General features: G+C 71.0%; 15 protein-coding genes. 4 read left to right on the top strand and 11 right to left on the bottom strand.

The window, feature by feature from the left end; genetic code table 11:
* Positions 1-14 precede the first annotated feature (14 nt).
* The 4 genes from U5640_RS26440 to U5640_RS26425 all read left to right on the top strand — a co-directional run bounded on the left by U5640_RS26440 (position 15) and on the right by U5640_RS26425 (position 3,354).
* Positions 15-1,136: an aminomethyltransferase family protein gene (locus tag U5640_RS26440; RefSeq protein WP_340378224.1), complete on the top strand. Its 1,122-nt coding sequence runs from the start codon at positions 15-17 to the stop codon at positions 1,134-1,136.
* Positions 1,137-1,155: 19 nt separating this feature from the next.
* The gene (gene purU, locus U5640_RS26435) at positions 1,156-2,001 is read left to right on the top strand and encodes a formyltetrahydrofolate deformylase (protein ID WP_340378223.1); all 846 of its coding nucleotides are present in this window, start codon (positions 1,156-1,158) and stop codon (positions 1,999-2,001) included.
* 26 nt (positions 2,002-2,027) lie between these two features.
* Positions 2,028-2,876 carry a bifunctional methylenetetrahydrofolate dehydrogenase/methenyltetrahydrofolate cyclohydrolase gene (locus tag U5640_RS26430; protein ID WP_340378222.1) on the top strand — a complete coding sequence of 283 codons (849 nt, stop codon included), beginning with the start codon at positions 2,028-2,030 and terminating at the stop codon, positions 2,874-2,876.
* 196 nt (positions 2,877-3,072) lie between these two features.
* A complete protein-coding gene (locus U5640_RS26425; RefSeq protein ID WP_340378221.1) occupies positions 3,073-3,354 on the top strand; it encodes a cupin domain-containing protein in 282 nt (93 codons plus the stop codon).
* A gap of 878 nt (positions 3,355-4,232) precedes the next feature.
* Here the strand turns inward: U5640_RS26425 and U5640_RS26420 are convergent.
* From U5640_RS26420 to U5640_RS26370, 11 genes are all read right to left on the bottom strand, one after another.
* Positions 4,233-5,138 carry a hypothetical protein gene (locus U5640_RS26420; protein WP_340378220.1) on the bottom strand — a complete coding sequence of 302 codons (906 nt, stop codon included), beginning with the start codon at positions 5,136-5,138 and terminating at the stop codon, positions 4,233-4,235.
* Positions 5,139-5,145: 7 nt separating this feature from the next.
* Entirely contained in the window at positions 5,146-5,886 is a 741-nt protein-coding gene (locus tag U5640_RS26415; protein ID WP_340378219.1) for a gamma-glutamyl-gamma-aminobutyrate hydrolase family protein, read from the bottom strand.
* On the bottom strand, positions 5,883-7,373 hold the full coding sequence (locus U5640_RS26410; protein ID WP_340378218.1) for an aldehyde dehydrogenase: 1,491 nt from the start codon (positions 7,371-7,373) through the stop codon (positions 5,883-5,885). Before U5640_RS26410 ends, U5640_RS26415 begins: the two co-directional genes overlap by 4 nt.
* A gap of 108 nt (positions 7,374-7,481) precedes the next feature.
* Complete coding sequence (locus tag U5640_RS26405; protein ID WP_340378217.1) at positions 7,482-8,939, bottom strand: APC family permease; 1,458 nt, start codon at positions 8,937-8,939, stop codon at positions 7,482-7,484.
* A gap of 144 nt (positions 8,940-9,083) precedes the next feature.
* Complete coding sequence (locus U5640_RS26400) at positions 9,084-11,405, bottom strand: FdhF/YdeP family oxidoreductase (protein WP_340378216.1); 2,322 nt, start codon at positions 11,403-11,405, stop codon at positions 9,084-9,086.
* A gap of 22 nt (positions 11,406-11,427) precedes the next feature.
* Positions 11,428-11,640 carry a ferredoxin gene (locus U5640_RS26395; protein ID WP_340378215.1) on the bottom strand — a complete coding sequence of 71 codons (213 nt, stop codon included), beginning with the start codon at positions 11,638-11,640 and terminating at the stop codon, positions 11,428-11,430.
* Between the two features lie 31 nt (positions 11,641-11,671).
* Positions 11,672-12,868 carry a cytochrome P450 gene (locus U5640_RS26390; protein ID WP_340378214.1) on the bottom strand — a complete coding sequence of 399 codons (1,197 nt, stop codon included), beginning with the start codon at positions 12,866-12,868 and terminating at the stop codon, positions 11,672-11,674.
* Positions 12,869-13,103: 235 nt separating this feature from the next.
* On the bottom strand, positions 13,104-13,706 hold the full coding sequence (locus U5640_RS26385; RefSeq protein WP_340378213.1) for a TetR family transcriptional regulator: 603 nt from the start codon (positions 13,704-13,706) through the stop codon (positions 13,104-13,106).
* A 49-nt stretch (positions 13,707-13,755) separates the two neighbouring features.
* Positions 13,756-14,601, bottom strand: coding sequence for a fumarylacetoacetate hydrolase family protein (locus tag U5640_RS26380; RefSeq protein WP_340378212.1), 846 nt, complete (start codon positions 14,599-14,601; stop codon positions 13,756-13,758).
* Positions 14,594-15,514 carry a 3,4-dihydroxyphenylacetate 2,3-dioxygenase gene (locus tag U5640_RS26375; protein WP_340378211.1) on the bottom strand — a complete coding sequence of 307 codons (921 nt, stop codon included), beginning with the start codon at positions 15,512-15,514 and terminating at the stop codon, positions 14,594-14,596. The genes U5640_RS26380 and U5640_RS26375 overlap by 8 nt, the downstream gene beginning before the upstream one ends.
* Positions 15,507-16,970, bottom strand: coding sequence for an aldehyde dehydrogenase (locus tag U5640_RS26370; RefSeq protein WP_340378210.1), 1,464 nt, complete (start codon positions 16,968-16,970; stop codon positions 15,507-15,509). The genes U5640_RS26375 and U5640_RS26370 overlap by 8 nt, the downstream gene beginning before the upstream one ends.
* Positions 16,971-16,974: the final 4 nt, after the last annotated feature.

The raw sequence follows: 16,974 nt of genomic DNA, 5'->3' as shown, positions 1-16,974 counted from the left end.
CCGCTGGAGTCCCCATGGCCATCCCCGAAGGACTGACCACCACCCCGTTCGCTCCCCGCTACGCGGACCGAGTCGAGGAGTGGATCGACATCTACGGCAACGCCGTACCGCTGGCCATCAGCGACCCGGTCGAGGAGTACCTGGCCATCCGGACCGCCGTCGGGGCCTCGGAGTACTCGATGCTCTACAAGTGGCATGTCGAGGGTGAGGCTGCGGTCGCCGCCGTCGACGCCGTCTTCTCGCGCAGCGTCAAGGGTCTGGGCGCCGGACGCATCGCCTACGGGGTCGTGGTCGACGCCGACGGGATGATGTTGGACGACGTGACCGTGGCCGTCCTCGCGCCCGACCACGTCGTCGTCACCGGCGGCAACCCGGCCACCCAGCAGTCGCTGACCGCCCACGCCCCCGCCGGGACCACGGTCACCGAACGCCGCGACGCGTCCGCCGTGCTCACCCTGCAGGGCCCGCGCAGCCGGGACGTGCTCCAGCGCCTCACCCACGTCGACGTGTCCAACGCCGCGTTCCCCTACTACACCTTCCTGCGCGACGCCCTCATCGCGGGCATACCGGCCCAGGTGAGCCGTCTGGGCTTCACCGCCGAGCTCGGCTACGAGATCCAGGTCCCGCGGGAGCAGGCGCTCGCGCTGTGGGACGCGGTCTTCGAAGCGGGTGCGGACCTCGGGATCAGGGCCTTCGGCGCCATCGCCCTGCTGACCTGCCGCACCGAAGCCGGAATGATCATGGGGGAGCTGGAGTACGACCACACCGTCACCCCGTTCGAGTGCCGGATGGGCTGGGCGCTCGACTTCGACAAGGGCCCCTTCCAGGGCCGGGACGCGCTGCTGGCCAAGAAGGACAGCGCCACCGGTCGTGTCGTCAGCGTCGTCGTCGACGCCGCGCCGGAGGCCGCCGAGGGCGCCCGGCTGGAACTGGACGGCCGGGACATCGGCTACGTGACGATGGCGCTGCCCTCCCCCGTCCTCGACGGCGCCACCCTCGGCCTGGCCCGGGTCCACCGCGACGCCGTGAAGTCCGGCACCGCGCTCACCGCCGTCGCCGCCGACGGCTCCAAGGCCGACGCCACCGTCCGGCCCACCCCCGTGTACGACCCCGAGCGCGCCCGCGTGCGGGCCTGACCCGACGGAGATCCCTACAGTGCAACGCTACGTTCTCACGCTCCGCTGCCCCGACCAGCCGGGCATCGTCCACGCGCTCGCCGCGGGCGTCGCGGAGGCCCATGGCAACATTCTGGAGAGCGCCCAGTTCTCCGATCCCGGCACCGGTGTCTTCACCATCCGTGTGAGCCTGGAGACGTCCGAGGCCGGCACCGAGCGCCTGCGGGACGAGCTCACGCTGCGGCTGGCCCGCTTCGACCCCGTCCTGACCGTCCGGCCCGAGGAGCAGCGCCGCCGGGCACTGCTGATGGTGTCGAAGTTCGACCACTGCCTGGTCGACCTGCTCTACCGCTGGGACCTGGGGGAACTGCCCGTCGACATCCCGCTGATCGTCTCCAACCACCCCGACCTCGAACCGGTCGCGCAGCGGTACGGCATCCCCTTCGTCCACCTTCCCGTCACCCGCGACACCAAGCCCGAGGCGGAGGCCGAACTGCTGCGCCTGGTGGCCGAGCACCAGGTCGACTTCGTGGTGCTCGCCCGCTACATGCAGGTCCTCTCCGACAACCTGTGCCGCAAGCTGTCCGGGAGGGTCATCAACATCCACCACTCGTTCCTGCCGGGCTTCAAGGGCGCCAAGCCCTACCACCAGGCCCACGACCGGGGCGTCAAACTCATCGGCGCCACCGCCCACTTCGTCACCGCCGACCTCGACGAGGGCCCGATCATCGAGCAGGACGTCGTGCGCGTCGGTCATCGCCACACCGCGCCCGAACTGGTCGCGATCGGCCGGGACGTCGAGCGGATCGTGCTGGCCCGGGCGGTCCGGCTGCACGCGGAGGACCGCGTCGTCCTCACCGGCTCCCGCACCGTCGTCTTCGCCTGACGACCGCATCGAGAGGCTCGTACGACATGACCACCGCCACGCTGCTCGACGGGAAGGCCGCGGCAGCCGAGACCAAACGTGAACTCGCCGAGCGGGTGGAGGTGCTCAAGCGCCGGGGCGTCGCTCCCGGCCTGGGCACCATCCTCGTCGGCGACGACCCCGCCAGCCACTCCTACGTCGGCGGCAAGCACCGCGACTGCGCCCAGGTCGGCATCGCCTCGATCCGGGTGGAGCTGCCCGGCACAGCGACGCAGGCCGAGGTCGAGGACGCCGTGCGGAGGCTCAACGCCGACCCTGCGTGCACCGGCTTCATCGTCCAGCTGCCGCTGCCGGCCCACATCGACACCCACGCCGTGCTGGAGCTCATCGACCCCGCCAAGGACGCCGACGGACTTCACCCCGCCAACCTGGGCCGGCTCGTACTGGGCATGCCCGGGCCGCTGCCCTGCACCCCGCGCGGCATCATCGACCTGCTGCGCCGCAACCAGGTGCCCATCACCGGACAGCAGTTCTGCGTCATCGGCTGCGGGCTCACCGTGGGCCGCCCGCTCGGCCTGATGCTGACCCGCAGCACCGAGCACGCCACGGTGACCCTGTGCCACGAGGCCACCCAGGACATCGCCGCCCATGCTCGCGTCGCCGACGTGGTCGTGGCCGCGGCCGGTGTGGCCCACCTGGTCAAACCCGACTGGATCAAGCCGGGCGCCACCGTCCTGTCCGTGGGCATCACCCGGACCGTCGAAGGCGTCCTCGGAGACGTCCACCCGGACGTCGACCAGGTCGCCGGCTCCCTCGCCCCGCCCGTCGGCGGAGTAGGACCCATGACCCGCGCCATGCTGCTGACCAACATCGTCGAGGCGGCGGAGCGCGGCTGAGAAGGCACGGGGCCCGCGCCGCGCGGACGATGCGGCCCCGTCCCACGGGATCCGCATCCCCGTACGCCACGGAGTCGACGGCATCATGCCTCCACGGAAGTTCCCCGCGACTCCGTTGACGCGGCGAGGCATGGGCCCTCGCGGCCATGCCTTCATCCCCCCTGCGCCCCCGGGCCGGCCTCAGCGACTCGCCGTCATGGAGTGGGAGCTGCGCGGCGAGTCCCGGACCGACGAGCATCCCCACGACGAGCTCCACTACGTCCTCCAGGGCCACCTGTTCGTGCGGTGCGACGGGGAGACGACGGATGTGAGCGCCGGGGATCTCGTCCTGGTCCCGGCGGGCGCGGTCGGCACGTACTGGGCTCCCAGGTGCGCGCGGATGCTCGCGGTCTACGGGCCCGCCCCCCAGGGACGTCCGAGCCGTGTCCACGGCTACGAGCGGATCCTCCCCGGGCCCGACGACCCGTGCCCGTCCTGACCGCACGCGACCGAGGGCATCGCGTGCACACCGGGCCGGTGCCGAATCCGTACTGACCTGGAGCGCCGGCGATGACCAGCAGCCAGAACCCCGCAACGGCCGGCGGCCCCGTGATCCTCTTCAGCGAGAACGCCGCCGAGAGCCACGATTTCTACCGCGCGGCGTTCGACCGGGGGCGCGACGAAGCCTGGATGACCGCATGCGGTGTGCGCGTCGCCTGGATCAGGCCCCACCACCGCTCCGGCGTCCCCGGGCACTGCTGGGTTCCCGCCTTCCTGGTCGGCGACCCGGATGTCACCCGCCACCTGGTTCTGAGGTCCGGTGGCAGCGCACTCGACGAACCGCGCGAAGGCCGGACACGCTGGGCTGTGCTCTCCGACAGCGAAGGTGTGGCGTTCGCGGTGTCCGACGGCGACACCTCACCCGGCGATCAGCCGGTGGGCGGTCTCGGTTTCGTGGACCTCCACAGCCGGGCCGTTCCGGCCGCCCTGCGCCTGTACGGCTCTGCCCTGGGCCTTCGTCCGGTGGACGGGCCCGTGGACGGTCCGGGTGAGTACCGCCTGCTGGTCGCGAACCGGCGCCCCGTCGCGGGCATCCTCGGCATGGACGACTTTCTGCCGCCGTCCGTGGCCCCGTACTGGTTGCCCTATGTCCCCGTCGACGATCTGGGGCCCGAGGTCGCCCGCCTCGTCGAGTCGGGTGCACGGGTGCGCGTGCCGAGTACCGGCACCTCCCTGGGGGCCTTCGCCGTGCTCACCGACCCCCAGGGCATCGCTTTCGGACTCCGGACGCGGGCGTCGGACACCCTGCTGGGCTCTCTCCGCCGCCGTCTCCCCGCACGCCGGCGGCGGCCATGCGGCCGAGAGCCGCACGCACGTCTACCCCCGACCGGAGTAGTCCGTGTAGCACTCCACCGGGTCCCCCTCGTAGGTCCACGGCCAAGGCGTCACCAGCCCGCCGACCGCGGAGAAGACCGGGCCGGCGTCGCCGCCGCGGCCCGCCCTGACCAGGGCGTAGGCGAGTGTGCCCAGATCCGTGACGGCGGCCGCGTGACGCGGGTGGCCGGGTCGCAGCCAGTGCGTTCTGGCCTGGTCCAGCAGCCGTGCGGTGTGCGGCTGCGACCAGTACTGACTCACCCCCAGCGCCTCGATCCCCCCGCTGCTCCTTGCGCGGTGGTACTGCCGCACGGCCGCCGTCAGCGGCAGGCAGGCCGTCGGCGCGTCCCACGGCATGACCGCGAGGGCATCGTCGAGGAAGTCCCGCAGCGCGGCCTGGCTGCCCTGCTCCTCCGGGGAGAGGTGGCCCAGGATCTGCAGGTGCGCCTCCCGGTGCCATGGATCACGCGCGCGTATCTCCTGCCAGACGGGAGAGAGCTCAGAGCTCGGCCGCCCCAGAAGCCGCAGCGCCGCCAACGCGGCCACCCACGGGGTCGGATCAGCCGGCCGGGCGTCGGCGGCGACGCGGCAGAGCGCCAGCGCGCCCCGCGGATCGGTCGCCAGTTCGCCCCAGGTGGCCAGCACCAGGGCGTCCGGGTCGCGGGGCCGACGTTCGCGCCAGCCCCGGGCCAGTGCGGGCGCGGCCTGCGCGAGGACGCCGACCCGGTGGCAGCGGCGGTCCCAGTCCTCGCCAGTGCCGCGCAGGAGCCGTTCCACCTGGGCGATCGCGAGGTCCTGCGGCCCCGGGCCCCGGGCGGCGGCGATGCCTCTCAGCACCCGGCCCAGCGGGACGTCGTCGAGTTCGGGTGCGAGGCGGGGTGCCTGTCGCTTGGGGCCGAAGAACACCATGTCCTGTTCACTGTCTGTGGTGGGCGGCGTGCACCAGTGCGTCGAACAGGGCCTGTTGGGCCGGATCCTGGTCCGCGGTGTCCTCGGGGTGCCATTGCACCGCCGTGAACCAGCCGGGGTGTCCTGGCAGTTCGAGCCCCTCCACCGTGCCGTCGGCGGCCCGCGCGGTGGGTTTGAGCCCGACACCGATGCGGTCGACCCGCTGATGGTGGTAGCAGGAGGCCTCCGTCTTCTCGGCGCCGATGGCCTGTTCGAGCAGGGTGCCGCGCTGGATCGCGACCGGGTGCACGACGTGCCGGTGTTCGCGGTCGGCGCCGCCCATGTCCTGTTCCAGGCTGCCGCCGAGGGCGACGTTCACCACCTGCAGCCCGCGGCAGATCGCCAGCAGGGGTAGCCCCAGGTCCAGGGTCCGGCGGGCGACTTCGAGGTCGAACACGTCCTGGAGGTCGTCGACGTCATAGACGCTGTCGTGGGTGTCGGCGGCTCCGTAGCGGTGCGGGGCCAGATCTCCGCCGCCCGGGAGCAGCACGCCGTCGAAGCGGGCGAGCCGATCGGCCACGTCGGCCGCCGCCGGCTCGGCGGGGTGGATGCTCACCGGCTCGCCCCCGGCCCGCCACACCGCCTCGATCAAGGCGCGGGCGTTGACCTCTGCGGCGTAGCGGAGCGCGGACGTGGTGGCGGCGAACCGGGCCGGAACCGCGATCAGGGGTCGCGCGGGTGTCAGGGGTCGCGTGTGCGTGCGGGTCACAGCTGGATCCAGGTGGTCTTCAGTTCGGTGTACTTCTCGATGGCGTGCGCGGACTTGTCGCGGCCGTTGCCGGACTGCTTCATGCCGCCGAAGGGCACGGTGAGGTCGCCCTCCTCGTAGCAGTTGACCCAGACGGTGCCCGCCTTGAGCGCGCGCGAGACCTTGTGCGCGGTGGACAGGTCGGAGGTCCACAGGCCGGCGGCGAGACCGTACTCGGTGTCGTTGGCCAGGCGTACGGCCTCGTCCAGGTCGTCGAAGGTCAGCACGGAGAGCACCGGCCCGAAGATCTCCTCGCGGGCGAGGCGCATGCCCGGGTCGACCCGGTCGAAGACGGTGGGCCGCAGGTAGCTGCCGCCGGTCTCGGCCAGAGTCCGGCCCCCGCCCACGCGCAGTCGGGCGCCCTCGTCCAGGCCGGAGGCGACATGTTCCAGGACCCTGCCGAGGTGGCTGTCGCCGACCAGGGCGCCCATCTCGGTGGCCGGATCGAGCGGGTCGCCCACCCGCAGCTCGCGCGCCCGCGCCACGACGGCCTCCGTGACCTGTTCGGCGATGGAGGAGTGGACCAGCAGCCGGGAAGGGGCGGTGCACATCTCGCCCTGGTTGAAGAAGATGCCCCAGGCGGCGGTGGCGGCGGCCTTCTCCAGGTCGGGGGCGTCGGGGAGGATGATGTTCGGTGACTTGCCGCCCAGCTCAAGCCAGACGCGCTTGAGGTTGGAGTCGGCGGCGTAGCGCAGGAAGTGGCGGCCGACTGCGGTGGAGCCGGTGAACGCCAGCACGTCCACGTCGGGGTGCAGCCCGAGGGCCCGCCCGGCCACCGGCCCGTCGCCGGTGACGACGTTGAGGACACCGGGCGGCAGTCCGGCGTCGGTGGCGATCCGGCCGAGGAGCAGCGCGGACAGGGGCGAGTTCTCCGACGGCTTCAGGACGACCGTGCAGCCGGCGGCGAGCGCCGGGGCCACCTTCCAGCTGGCCAGCGTCAGGGGGAAGTTCCACGGGACGACGGCGCCGACGACACCCGCCGGCTCCCGGGTGATCAGGGCGAGCGAGTCAGGCGCGGTATGGGGAGACTCGTCCGTGAGCTTGTCGGCGAGCTGCCCGTACCAGCGGAACGTGTTGATCGCGGCCCGCAGCTCGATGGCGTACGCGTCCGTGATCGGCTTGCCCATCTCCAGGCTGACGGTCAGCGCCAGTTCCTCGCGCCGCTCCTCCAGCAGGTCGGCGATCCGCCGCAGGACCCGGCCGCGCTCGGCGGGCGCCAGGTGCGGCCACGGTCCTGTGTCGAAGGCGCGACGCGCCGCCGCGACGGCGAGATCGACCTCGGCCTCCCTCGCGTCGGCCACCTGGACCAGGCTCTGACCGTCGCGCGGGGAGACCACGGCGAACGATCCGCCGGCACCGGCTTCGCTCCTGCCGTCGATGTGGTGCTGCGTGGGCGGATCGAGTTCCTTGGCGCGGCGCAGCAGTTCCTCATGGGTGGCGTTCAGCACGCGCTCTCCCTCTCCCTCTCATTCGATGACAAACGACTCACGCGGTTCGGCAAAGGCCGGATACGGCCGGGGCGTGGGCCCCGGCCGTATCGGCGGGGATGGCGGTGTTCAGCCGGTGGTCTCCGCCCGGGCCCGCGTCAGCCGGGCGCCGACGATGCCGAGGACCAGCACCGCCGGAACGGTGACCTGGAGCCATATGGCCGTCGTCCGGTCACCGCCGATGAGCGTCGTGAAGTTGGCGATGATGAGCCAGATGGCGCCGGCTATGCCGAGCGCGCCCAGTACAGGGGCGATCAGGGTGTTCCAGGGGCGGTTGTCGGCGCGCGAGCGGCGGAAGAAGACGACGACCGAGACCGAGGTCAGGAAGTACAGCAGCATGATTCCGAGGACGGCGACTCCGCTGAACCAGGAGAAGAGGGTCAGCACGGGGTCCTTGCCGAAGATCGCGAAAGGCATGACCAGCAGCAGGGAGATCCCGGTCTGCGCCGTGCCCGCGACCCAGGGCGAGTGGCGCCGGTTGATCACGGTCAGGCCGTGGGGCAGAAGGCCCTCGCGGCCGAGGGAGAACAGATAGCGGTTGGCGGAGTTGTGGAAGGCCAGGATGCCCGCGAAGAGGGACGTGGCCAGCAGGATCGGCAGCACGTCGCCCGTCCAGCCGCCGAACAGGGCAGTGATCGGAGCGAAGACGAAGCTTGTCGCGTCACCGCTCTGCAGCGCCTTGCCCGCGTCGCCCGTCACCTGGGACGCGCCGTGTGCCGAGACCAGCATCCACGAGGTGAAGGCGAAGAAGCCCGTGATCACCGCGACCGACACGTAGGTGGCCCGGGGAACGGTCTTACGGGGTTCGCGGGCTTCCTCGCCGTAGATGGCGGTGGCCTCGAAGCCGAACATCGACGCCACGGCGAACATCAGCGCCACACCGGGAGCGCCCTGGAGCGCCGCGGACGGCGAGAAGCTGTCGGTGAAGCCGAGGCCCTCGGGCCCGCCGCCCTTGAAGAAGGTCACGAGGGCGAAGGCGATCAGGATGCTGAACTCCGCGAGGACGAAGACGGCGAGGATCTTGGCGCCCATCTCGATGCCCGAGGCGCCGAGGGCCTGCACGATCACCATGGTGACCAGCGCCCAGACCCACCAGGCCGCATGGACGCCCGAGTAGTGCTCGACCAGACCGCTCACCGTGGCGCCGTACAGCCCGTACATGGCGGCCTGGACGGCACAGTAGGCGAAGAGGGCGACCGCGGCGCTGCCGGAACCGGTCGGGCGGCCGAGCCCCTTGCCGATGTAGGTGTAGAAGGCTCCGGCGTCCACGACATGGCGACCCATGGCGACGAATCCGACGGAGAAGAGCAGGATGACGACGCCGGCCGCGAGGTAGGCGGCGGGAGCGCCCGCGCCGTTGCCGATGGCGACGGCGATGGGCACGGCCCCCGCGATGCCCGTCAGCGGCGCCTGGGCGGAGAGGACGAAGAAGAGGATGCCCAGGACGCCGAGCGAATCGGGCTTGAGCTTGCCTGCCACGGAGCCATCATGGTCGGTTTGTCTGGAAATCGCGGTCTGACTGTCCACTCGAATGCACCTGCCGGGGACGGGGAGGGATGAGAGCTTGTTTTGAGCCAAACGAGTTGCCTCATGGTGGGCTGGAACTATCCGTTTGGCAAGGGGTTGCGGAAGATCCTTCCGCGGACGCGGAGGTTTTTGCAGGACCGTGACTCAGGCGGCGGGCCGGTCGGCCGCGTCCCGGCTTACGAGCCGGACGACGACCGACTTCGACGTGGGGGTGTTGCTGAGGTCGGCGGTGCTGTCCAGGGGTACCAGGACGTTGGTCTCGGGGAAGTACGCGGCGCAGCAGCCGCGGGCGGTCGGGTAGGACACGACCCGGAAGTCGGGCGCCACGCGTTCGGCGCCGTCGGGGTACTCGCCGACCAGGTCGACCCGGTCGGCGTCCGCCAGTTGCAGAGCAGCCAGGTCGTCGGGATGGACGAAGACCACCCGGCGTCCACCCTGGATGCCGCGGTAGCGGTCGTCGAGTCCGTAGAGGGTGGTGTTGTACTGGTCGTGGGAGCGGATCGTCTGCAGGAGGAGCCGTCCCTCGGGCACACGTAGGACGGTCATCGGATTGACGGTGAAGCGAGCCTTGCCTGTCGCGGTCGGGAAGTGCCGGTCGTCCCGCGGCCCGTGCGGCAGGACGAACCCACCCGGATGGCGTACGCGCCGGTTGAAGTCCTCGAAGCCGGGGACGACCCGGGCGATGCGGTCGCGGATCAGGTCGTAGTTCTCCGCCATGGCCCGCCAGGGGACGCGTGCCGGCTCACCGCGAGCGGTGAACACCCGCTCGGCCAGTTCGCAGACGATCGCCGTCTCCGAGCGCAGTTCGGGCGAGGCCGGCGCCAGCGTGCCCCGGGAGGCGTGCACCGAACTCATCGAGTCCTCGACGGTGACGAACTGCGGTCCGCCGCCGCGCAGGTCGGCCTCGGTGCGGCCGAGCGTGGGAAGGATCAGCGCCCTCCGGCCCGTGACCAGGTGGGAGCGGTTGAGCTTGGTGGAGACCTGCACCGTCAGGGCCGTTCGGCGCAGGGCCTGCTCGGTGACGGCGGTGTCCGGGGTGGCCGAGACGAAGTTGCCGCCCATGGCGAAGAAGACCTTCACCCTGCCGTCCCGCATGGCGCGGATGGTGTCGACGACGTCCAGCCCGTGGTGACGGGGCACGGCGAGACCGAATTCCTTCTCCAGCGCGTCCAGGAAGTCGTCCGCGGGCTTCTCGTAGATGCCCATGGTGCGGTCGCCCTGGACGTTGGAGTGGCCGCGCACCGGGCAGACCCCGGCGCCAGGGCGGCCGATGTTGCCGCGGAGGAGGAGGAAATTGACCACCTCACGGATCGTCGGTACGGAGTGCTTGTGCTGGGTCAGGCCCATCGCCCAGCACACCACGATCTTCCGGGCCTTCAGCACCCGCTCGTGAATCCGCTCGATCTGTTCGCGCTCCAGGCCCGTGGCCTGAAGGACGTCCGCCCAGGACGTGGCGCGCACGTCGGCCGCGAACTCATCGAAGCCATCCGTGTGTTCCTCGACGAACACACGGTCCACCACCGTGCCCGGAGCCCGGTCCTCGGCCTCCAGGAGAAGCCGGTTCAGGGCCCGGAACAGGGCGAGGTCACCGCCGAGACGGATCTGCGCGAACTCGTCCGCCAGCGCTGTGCCCCGACCGAGCATCCCTGAGGGCCGCTGCGGGTTCCTGAAGCGCATCAGGCCGGCCTCGGGCAGCGGGTTCACCGCCACGACGTGGCCGCCGCCCCGCTTCGTCCGCTCCAGGGCGGAGAGCATGCGCGGATGGTTCGTACCGGGGTTCTGGCCCACGACGAGGACCAGGTCCGCCTGGTGCAGGTCGTCGAGGGAGACGCTGCCCTTGCCGATCCCGATGGTCTCGACCAGCGCCACGCCGGAGGACTCATGGCACATGTTCGAGCAGTCCGGCAGGTTGTTCGTACCCAGCGCGCGGACGAACAGCTGGTAGACGAACGCCGCCTCGTTGCTGGTGCGGCCCGAGGTGTAGAAGGACGCCTCGTCCGGCGATTCCAGCCCGGCAAGCTCCTCCGCCACGATGTCGTAGGCCCGCTCCCAGCTCACCGGTGTGTAGTGCCGGGCCCCGGGTGCGAGGTACATCGGGTGGGTGAGCCTGCCCTGCTGGCCCAGCCAGTAGTCGCTGCGCTCCAGCAGCTCCGCCACGGTGTGCTCGGCGAAGAAGGCCGGGGTGACGCGGCGCAGCGTGGCCTCCTCGGCCACCGCCTTGGCGCCGTTCTCGCAGAACTCGGCGGCGTGCCGGTGATCGCCCTCCGGCCATGCGCAGCCGGGGCAGTCGAAGCCGGCCTTCTGGTTGACGCTCAGCAGGGTCAGCAGGGTCCGTTTGGCGCCCATCTGGCGACCGCCGTGCCGCAGCGACTGGACGACGGCCGGGATGCCGGCCGCGTAGTCCTTGGGCGGGCCCACGCTCAGCCCGCTGTCGCCGGGATCGTTCTCCGGTGGCCCGGACGCCATCGGTGACATGCCTTGTTCCCGTCTACTCGTGCACCGTGACGGCCTGCAGCGGGCACACCTCCGCCGCCTCGTACAGCTCCTCGGCGCTCGCCTCGTCCACGGCGGCCACGTAGACGTCGGTCGCCTGCGACCGCAGGGTCAGGCGTCCCTCTTCGTCCAGGGCGAACAGGTCGGGGGCCGCGTACACGCACTGGCCGTGGTCCTGGCACTTCTTGAGGTCGACTTCGACCTTCATGACGGCTCCTGTCTCTCGGGAAGATGGGGGATCAGCGAAAACGGACGGGGAGGTGGGTGATCGTGCGCAGGAACTCGGTGTGGGCGTAGGCGGGCTCGCCCGCGAGCTCGACACCGGAGAACCGGTCGACGATCGAGCTGAAGACGATGTCGGCCTCGGCGCGGGCCAGGACCTGGCCGGCGCAGCCGTGCATGCCGGAGCCGAAGGCCAGGTGCTGGCTGGCGGCGAGGGGGCGGGTGTGGTCGAAGGTGTCGGGGTCGGCGAAGACCTCGGCGTCGCGGTTGGCGGAGGCGATGAGCAGGGCCAGCGCCTCTCCGGCCGGCACGGTGGTGTCGCCGATGACCGTGTCCTGCGTGGTCAGGCGCACCACCATCGACTCGGGCGTGTCGATCCGCAGGATCTCGTTGATGACGCCCGGCCGCGCCTCCGGCTCGTCCCGGTAGGCGGCGAACAGCTCGGGCCGCTGCGTCATCAGCCAGATGCCATGGTTGATCAGGTGCTTGACGTCGAGGTGACCCACGGCGAAGAACAGGAAGATGGTGTAGACGACCTCTTCCTCGGTCATCCTGCCCTCGTCCTGCGCGGTGATGAAGGCGTCGATCAGTCCCTCGCCGGGGTGGGCTCGCTTGTCGGCGACGAGGCGGCGGATGTGGTCGGTGAACCAGGCGAACGCCTCCGTGGTGGCGCGGGCCTCCTCGTCGTTGCCGCCGGGACCGAGGCTCAGCCCGATCTCGTAGGTCTTGCGCTGGATGGTGTCCATGTCGGTCGGCTCGATGCCGAAGATGTGGCAGGTGGTCTCGAAGGTGCACTTCAGGGAGAGGCCGTCGGCCGCGTCCAGGGTGCCGTCGCCCTTCTCGACCTCGTCGAGCACGGCCCCCACGGAGGCGCGCATCACCTTGGACCACTCCTCGACGGCCTTGGGCGTGAACCAGCGGTTGGTGATCCGCCGCAGCCGCGTGTGGTCGGGCGCGTCCTTGCCGAGCATGGTGTGGTGGATCGGGTCGGCCGGCCCGAAGTCGAGCTGCTGCACGCTCAGGCTGGGGTTGCGGATCAGCCGGGCGACGTCCTCGTAACGGGAGACGACGTACAGGCCGAGCGGATGCCGGTAGACAGGGTGCTCCTCCCGCAGCCGCGCGTAGTACGGGTACGGGTCCGCACGGAAGCCGGGGTCGCGGAAGGGCAGCAGGTCCTCGGTGGCGGACGCGGGTCCGGCGGTGGTGACGGTCATGGCGTGGCACTCCTCGTATCGGGCGCGAGGCGGAGGGGGAGCTGGGAGTGGGGGGAGACATGGAGGGGCAGCCGGGGCCCCGCTCCGATCGAGAATTATCCACTCGGATAATTTCGTCAATACTTCGCGACCCCGTAATCAACTCTTTACGCCGCCGGAAGCGGACGAGCCCCCGTCGCCATGCGACGGGGGCTCGTCCTGACCTGCCGTGACGGCAGGGACAGCGAGGAGGCGACTACTCTGCGCCCCCAGGCTGCCGGGTCAGCAGCGACCGCAGCTCCTTCAACGCGGCCTCGGTGACGTCCGGCTCGTCGAGCACCAGCTGGTGCAGCACGAGCCCCTCCAGGGCGGCGAAGACGAGACGGGTCAGAGCAGGGCTGGTGCCTTCGGGCAGGCTGCGGGACAGCTCCCTCTCGGTGGCCTGGAAGTACTCGTCGTACAGCGCGCGGATCTGCGGCAGCAGCTCGGGCCTGCGCCGGGATTCGAGCATGAGCTCGTACTGGAACGTCTGCATGGCCGGCTCGCGGGTGACCATGTCCGCCAGTCCCGCCGCGAAGTCCGCGATGTCGCCCGTGCCGGGTTCCAGGGAACTCGTACTCGCGCTGGTGCGCACCGCGTGTTCGAGAGCTGCCTCTATCAGCGCGTCCCGCGAACCGAAGTGGTGCACCACGAGCCCGTGCGTGACACCCGCCTCCTCCGCGACGGCGCGGTAGGTGAGCTTGCGCAGCCCGCCGCGGGCCACGACGCGCACGGCCGCGTTGAGCAGAGCCTCACGGCCGGTCCCGTAGTCCACGCGCTTGCGGGGCCGGGGGGGTGGCTTCTCGGCGGATTCGCTCATGAACGCGACCATACCCGTATGTCGGGGCCGGCAGACGGTCGCAGGGGCGTCAGCGCTTCGGCGCGCGGATGCCGCGGAACTCCCAGTCGCCGCCGAGGGCGGTGGACAGCACCTCCTCCGATTCGGTGGGCTGGGCGCCGACGTCGCCGCGGATCGGGGTGGGGCCGGTGACGATGTGGTTGGTGAGCCGTCCGAGGCCCTCGACCTCGACCTCGACGACGTCACCGGGCTGGACGGGGCGGGAGTTGGCCGGTGTGCCCGACAGCAGTACGTCGCCCGGGTAGAGGGTGATGGTGCGGGCGATGTCGGCGACGAGGTAGTGCATGTCCCACTGCATCTCGTCCGTCGTACCGTCCTGGACGACCTTGCCGTTCACGTAGGTGCGCAGGCTCTTGCCGTGGAAGTCCCAGTCGGTGACCAGGCCGGGGCCGAGGGGGCAGAGGGTGTCGGAGCCCTTGACCCGGAGCATGGAGCCGGCGTCGGTGTCACGGAAGTCGTGCAGCCCGTAGTCGTTGGCGATGGTGTAGCCGGCGATGTACGCGCCCGCTTCGGCCGGGGAGATGTTCCGCGCGGTCTTCCCGATGACGATGGCGACCTCGCCCTCGTAGTTGAGCCACTTGCAGCCCTCGGGGCGGACGATCGCGCCCTGGTGGGAGTTGAGGGCCGAGGTCGGCTTGTGGAAGTACGTGGGGGTGTCCGGCAGCTCGATCCCGAACTCGTCGACCCGGCTGCGGTGGTTGAGGTGGACGGCGACCACCTTGGACGGGACCACCGGAGGCAGGTGCTGTGCGTCCTGGGTCCTGACGCGGCGGCCGTCCCCGGCGACCAGTTCGTCCCCGTCGACGGTGACCTGGACGGCGGCGCCGTCGAGCAGGATGCGGCGGTACTCAGGCATGGGAGGACTCCTGTACGGGGGTGCGGGATGCGGTCCAGCCGTCGGCGGGCCGGTCGAACCAGAGGTGCACCTGGCCGGTGCCGATCGAGTTCTCGTACTCGCCGTACTGTCGGGCCCTGGCGACGCAGGCGCGCTCGCCGAGGGCGCCGGCCATCATCAGGTAGTGGAAGAACTTCGCCTCGGGCTTGTACTTCCAGAACTCGTCCATCGTGTCGAGGACCTTGTCGTGGCGGCCCTCCTTGAACCAGGCGATCCGCTCGTGGTCGGCCGCGCGGGCCTCGGGGGTGAAGATGTGCACCGGGTCGCCGGCCTCGTGGTCGCGCAGTTCGCGCAGGGGCCAGAAGGTGTGCGACAGGGCTCCGGAGGCGATCAGCAGCACGCGCCGCCCCGGGGTGGCGGCGATACCGTCCGCCAGGGCGCGGCCGAGCCGCAGGTGGTCCTCCACGTCGCCGGTCTGGCAGACCCCGATGGTCACCCACCGCTTGTCGGGCAGGCCCTCGCCGAGGAACTTCCACAGGTTGATGGTGGCGTAGTAGATCGGCAGGTACTCGTCGTCGATCGCGGTGATCCACGTGCCGTGCTTGTCCGCGAACTTCTCGATGTTGTGGGCGAGTTCGGGGTCGCCGGGGAAGTCGTACGGCATCCGGCACATCCCGCGCGGCAGTTCCTCGGAGGTGAACAGGCCGGCGCGGCGGTGCTGGGCGGTGACGACGAACTCGACGGTGGTGGCCCAGTGGGAGTCGAGGACGACGACGGTGTCGTAGTCGTCCTTCTCGAAGACGTCCTTGCGGAGCTGGCGCAGGCCGGTGACGAGGGTGATCTCCTTGCCCTCGTTGAGCTCCAGCCGGGTCTCCTCGGGCAGCACGATGGTGGGGACATGGGCGAGCAGGCCCGCCCCGACGATCTCACCCATGGTCCTTCCATCCCTTCGGGGCGGTCACGGTGTTCTTGACGTCGCAGTAGAAGTCGAAGCTCCAGGTGCCGCCCTCGCGGCCCACCCCGGACTGGCGGGAGCCGCCGAAGGGGGCCTGGAGGTCGCGGACGAAGAAGCAGTTGACCCACACCGTGCCCGCGACCAGCCGTGCGGTGACCCGCTCGGCGCGCTCCGGGTCGCCGGTGACCACGGTGGCGGCCAGTCCGAACCGGGTGCCGTTGGCGAGCCGGACGGCCTCGTCCTCGTCGGTGAAGGTCTGGAGGGTGAGGACCGGTCCGAAGACCTCCTCCTGCACGATCTCCGAGTCCTGGGCGACGTCGGTGAGCAGGGTCGGCGCGTAGTACTGGTCGCCCTTGCGGTGGCCGCCGATCACCGCACGGGCCCCGGCGGCGAGCGCCCGCTGCACGAACCCGTCGATCTTCTCCAGCTGGCGGGGGTGGATGCTGGGCCCGATGTCGGTGGCCTCGTCCCGCGGATCACCCTGCTTCAGCGCGCTCGCCTTCTCGACGAAGCGGCGCGTGAACTCGTCCGCGACCGACCCCTCGACCAGCAGCCGGGTGCCGGCCAGGCACACCTGGCCCGCGTTGTCGTACTGCTCCACCGCCAGGTCGACGGCGAGGTCCAGGTCCCCGTCCGCGAACACCAGCAGCGGCGACTTGCCCCCCAGTTCGAGGCTCAGGGGCGTGAGGTGCCCGGCAGCCGACGCGGCGATCCGCCGGGCCGTGGGGACCGAGCCGGTGAAGCTGATGCGGCGCACGTCCGGATGCGAGGTCAGCGCGTCGCCGATCTCGGAGCCGTAACCCTGGACGACGTTGAGGACACCTGCCGGGAGCCCGGCCTCGGCGGCGATGTCGGCGAGCAGGGAGGCCGTCAGCGGTGACCACTCGGCGGGCTTGAGGACGACCGTGTTCCCGGCGGCGAGAGCGGGGGCGACCTTCCAGGTGGCCAGCATGAGCGGGGCGTTCCACGGGGTGATCAGAACGCAGGGGCCGGCCGGGTCCCAGCTGACGTGGTTGGTGTGACCGCGGGTGTCGAAGTCCTCGTGGTCCAGCTGGAGCAGCCAGTCGGCGAAGAAGCGGAAGTTGTGCGCCACACGCGGCATCACCCCGCGCCGGTGGGAGCGCAGAAGGGCTCCGTTGTCGGTGGTCTCGACGATGGCGAACTCTTCGATCCGCTTCTCGACCCCGTCGGCGATCGCGTGCAGGATGCGGGCGCGTTCCGCGCGGGAGGTGGCGGCCCAGGCGGGGAACGCGGCCTTCGCGGCGGCCACGGCGGCGGCCGCCTCCATGGCCGTGCCCCGGGAGATCTCGCCGATCGTGTGGCCGTCGATGGGCGAGAGGTCCGGGAACGTCTGTGTCGAGGCGACGCGCTCGCCGCCGATCCAGTGCCGGGCGTCGACGGCGACTCCGGCCACGGTGATGGTGTGTTCGCTCATGCTC

Source organism: Streptomyces sp. SS7, assembly GCF_037993025.1.
GTDB lineage: Bacteria > Actinomycetota > Actinomycetes > Streptomycetales > Streptomycetaceae > Streptomyces.
The sequence above is the reverse complement of the archived record's forward strand: the minus strand, read 5'-3'. Positions and strand labels throughout refer to the sequence as shown.